We start from the raw sequence: 3920 nt of genomic DNA on the forward strand, positions 1-3920 counted from the left end.
ATAATCGGAAATAATAAAAATATAAAGTTCTCATATTTACTAAAGATAAGTAATCCTTCTATTTTATTTTTCTACAATACAATTACGTTTTTATAGGGGGGCACCACACATCTATCAACTTAAGAATGGAAACAAAGTGTACTTTCATTTTGTGGGGTAAAGCATTCCTAAAATAGAAGAATCCTCTTAATAATACGCATACCAAATAAACCCTATCGTTTTATCGTTTTCCGACAGAAGACTCCTTCCTCAAAAATGTGAAGGTGTGAAACACCAATTTTAGGGGGGAGATGAATGTCGGTTGGTATAAGCCAACATGTTTGTTATCATTTACTTGTACAGATTGCTCTTCGAAAACTGAAGATATGAGGTTGGTTGCAGAAAAACGTTGCAACCGTAAAATCTTCAACGTTCTATCACCCCATGCTTACCGAAGTTGCGAAAACCAAGCTAAAGTAGGGAGTGTGGTGCGTTAACGTACAAGATACTTATGTTCTCACCGTAGGAACTACGGGTAGAGCCTGCTAAGATAACCGGTGGATACACCGGTGTTCGCAGGAATCTCCCACTTCAAAAAGTCCGTAAGGACGTTAAGTGGTGAGGAGTTCAATAAAAGTCAAGGAAATAGTAATGAAATCCTATATTTATACGATTGAATACAATGTCACACATTTTATATGGTAAAAAGAAAAAGATAGATGAACAGGAGAGTATACCTGTTTACATCTATCCTTTTTTACAAAAAATATGACCATATTAACTACTACAACAAATTTTCATATAGTTATTGAACTATTTTTTAAATAACTAAATTAACCTCTTCGTTAACTTTAATTACGAATAATTGGTCCCCTTCACTTTCAATTGGATTAACTACATCTTCATTAAAAGATTCAGCATGTTATCTACCATTTCTATTAAACAAGCGGTTTTTATTTTCCCTGATTCCTTTCCATACCTAAGGTACCCAAAAGTCCACTGGATTCCCGAGGCTACCATCCACATTTGTGGCTCTGAAAAGACATTTTGTGCCACTAAACGTAACTGTAGATTCCTGAACAAGCTAAATCATGAAAATACACACAAAGATAGATTATCTTCCATTCCATTACTGTTTTGCTTCGTTTGAATAGAAAAACTCGGAAGAACGCCACTTGTTCGATATCTCCTCAATGTGATAAGGTGTCGTCCTGCAGCATCCACCTATTAAACGTGCACCTGCTTGGTACCATTCTTCAGATTGAATATTCAACGCGTTACATTGTTCATGACCATGCCATGTTTTTGTTTCTGGATTATAAGTTTCACCAGAGTTTGGATAAACAATAATCGGTTTTTTGGTGTTTGCCCGCAACTCTTGGATTGCACCAGTCACAACGGTTACTGGCGCACAATTGATTCCTATCGCTACAATTTGTTCACTTTTCTCAAAAGCTCGTGCACACTCCACGAGTTTTATACCTTCACTAATCTCTTTCTCATTTTTTAGCGAAAAGGAAAGCCACGCATATGTTTCTGGAAACTCACGCAATAATGTATCTAATACTCTTGCTTCTTGCAGGGAAGGGATCGTTTCAAATGCCAATAGATCTGCACCTGCTTCGATTAACGCAGACATTCTCGAACGGTGAAAGTCTGCTAATGTTTTATCTGTCACACCATAGTTGCCTACATACTCTGAACCATCTGCAAGGTAAGCCCCGTACGGCCCAACTGATGCAACAACCAATGGTTTAGGCCTATTCGTTTGCGTATTTTCCTTCCAAAAATCATCTCTTGCCCTTCTTGCAAGTAACACCGTTTTCTTAATTAATTCCAAAGCTTCCTGTTCTTGTATTCCACGCTTGGAAAAACCGCTAATAGTAGCTTGATAGCTTGCTGTTATGGCACAGTCCGCTCCAGCACGAAAATAGTCTGAATGAACCTGATAAATTAGTTCCGGATTATCTAGTAACACACGTGCCGACCAAAGAGGATCGTCCAAATTACATCCATGCGCCTCCAATTCTGTAGCTAATGCTCCGTCAAGAAGCATAATGGAATGTTGGGATAAAATATCATCAATTAGGTTGATTTTGTTCGACATAATCTACGCCCCTCTTTTTTAGATTTTTTGTTAGATAATAACTTCCATAGCAAAACAAAATAAACGGTATGCCGCAATATAAGGCAATTCTCTGTGTTGGATCGAATGCAATTCCAATACACGATGCCAGACAAAGGATAAAAGAAGCAATTGGTACGAATGGATATAGTGGTGTGCGATAAATCAAGTCCTTCTCAGAATTTCCTTCTTTCAAAAATTGTCTGCGAAATAGGAACTGCGAAGCACTAATACTCATCCAAACTACAACTACTGCTAGACCGGAAATGGAAACAAGTACGATATAGACAGTATCTGGTGCCACAATACTCGAGAGCAAATCCAAAGCTCCACCCACCATGCTGAAAATGACGGCGTTGATTGGAACACCTTGCTTCGTCATTTTTCCAAAAATCGGGGATATCATATTCTTATTAGCAAGCGACCAAAGCATTCTAGAAGAGGCATAAAGGCCTGAGTTTGCCGCAGATAAAATGGCTGTTAAGATAACGAAATTCATTATGTCAGCTGAATATGGCACCCCAATTCGTTCTAGAACTGCAACAAAAGGGCTCTCTAATACCCCCGCATCGGAAATAGGCAATAACGCAGATAAAACAACAATCGTTCCTACAAAAAAGATGATCAATCTCCACAGAGTAGTTCGAATGGCCTTCGGTATCATTTTTTCCGGGTTCGCTGTTTCTCCAGCTGCAATACCTATTAATTCTGTTCCCGAAAAAGCAAAATTAACCGCAAGCATGGTCATCATAATGGCCGTAGCACCATGGGGAAATAAACCTCCACTTGTAAAATTAGAAAAGAATGGTGTAGGTGTAGCTTTTGAATGAGTCATCGGAAGAAACCCTAGCATTGCCGCTACTCCTAAAACAATAAAAATCGCAATAGCTATAACCTTTATCGTTGAAAACCAAAATTCGGATTCGGCAAAAAATTTAACAGTCAGGACATTTAATACAAAGATCAAAATGGCAAAAAGAGCACTCCATACCCAAACATTAATTGATGGAAACCATCGCTTCATAAGTAATCCTGCGGCTGTAAATTCAGAACCTAAAGCAACAGTCCAAGTTAACCAATACAACCAGGCTACTGTATACCCTGTACCCGGTCCAATGTATTTAACTGCATAACTATGAAATGCGCCCGTTTCAGGCATATGTACGGAAAGTTCTCCTAAACATAGCATAACTAGATAAACCACTAGCGCACCAACCAGATAGGATAGAACTGTTCCAAATGGGCCAGCTTGTTGAATAGTGTAACCCGAACTTAAGAATAAGCCAGTTCCAATCACCCCACCAAGTGATAGCATGACTAAATGACGTGCTTGCATTTTCCTTTGAAATTCTTGCCCATTTTTGTTCTCCATTTCTACTCTCCTTTAGTTATTACCCAGAGAAAACAAAAAACGCACTCTAAAAAAGAGGGCGCTACTGACAAATAAAAACGGAAGCTCTCATCTATCAGGATTATCACCCGCTGGAATTAGCACAGTGTCTACTTAAGCAGACCTGTTGCTGAGGTTTCATAAGGCCAGTCCCTCCACCTCTCTGGATAAGAAATATTTTTTTATAACCTTATCAATCCATTCAATAACTGTCAAGATAATTCTGTTTTTTTAAAAAATTATCTATTATAGAAATACAAAAAATAGAGTATTACTATAACTGCAACCCACTCCTTCTTGGGTATTATTTAAAAATCGAACATACAAAACCTCATTTATTTATGCTACGGTTCACAAGCACTTCCTCAAAACTTGATGTACTTCACACAAATTAACCAGATCCGTAAAATCAGGAACTGGTTAATT

The 3920-nt window shown here is 38.2% G+C and carries 2 protein-coding genes and 1 riboswitch; both genes read right to left on the minus strand.

Features of this window, described 5'->3' with window-relative positions; all coding sequences use genetic code 11:
- Positions 1-1108: 1108 nt before the first annotated feature.
- Complete coding sequence (gene mmuM / locus ACQGSG_RS27305; protein ID WP_167319461.1) at positions 1109-2086, minus strand: homocysteine S-methyltransferase; 978 nt, start codon at positions 2084-2086, stop codon at positions 1109-1111.
- A complete protein-coding gene (gene mmuP, locus ACQGSG_RS27310) occupies positions 2061-3476 on the minus strand; it encodes an S-methylmethionine permease (RefSeq protein WP_426948497.1) in 1416 nt (471 codons plus the stop codon). The genes mmuM and mmuP overlap by 26 nt, the downstream gene beginning before the upstream one ends.
- Positions 3477-3560: 84 nt before the next feature.
- A riboswitch (SAM riboswitch) is annotated at positions 3561-3668 on the minus strand.
- Between the last annotated feature and the right edge of the window lie 252 nt (positions 3669-3920).

It is taken from the genome of Bacillus sp. GMa5/1 (assembly GCF_050172015.1).
Classification (GTDB): domain Bacteria; phylum Bacillota; class Bacilli; order Bacillales; family Bacillaceae_G; genus Bacillus_A; species Bacillus_A cereus.

Bases quoted from the DNA above. Each gene is read 5' to 3' on its own strand.
- mmuM (WP_167319461.1), bottom strand. From the start codon at position 2,086: ATGTCGAACAAAATCAACCTAATTGATGATATTTTATCCCAACATTCC.
- mmuP (WP_426948497.1), bottom strand. From the start codon at position 3,476: ATGGAGAACAAAAATGGGCAAGAATTTCAAAGGAAAATGCAAGCACGT.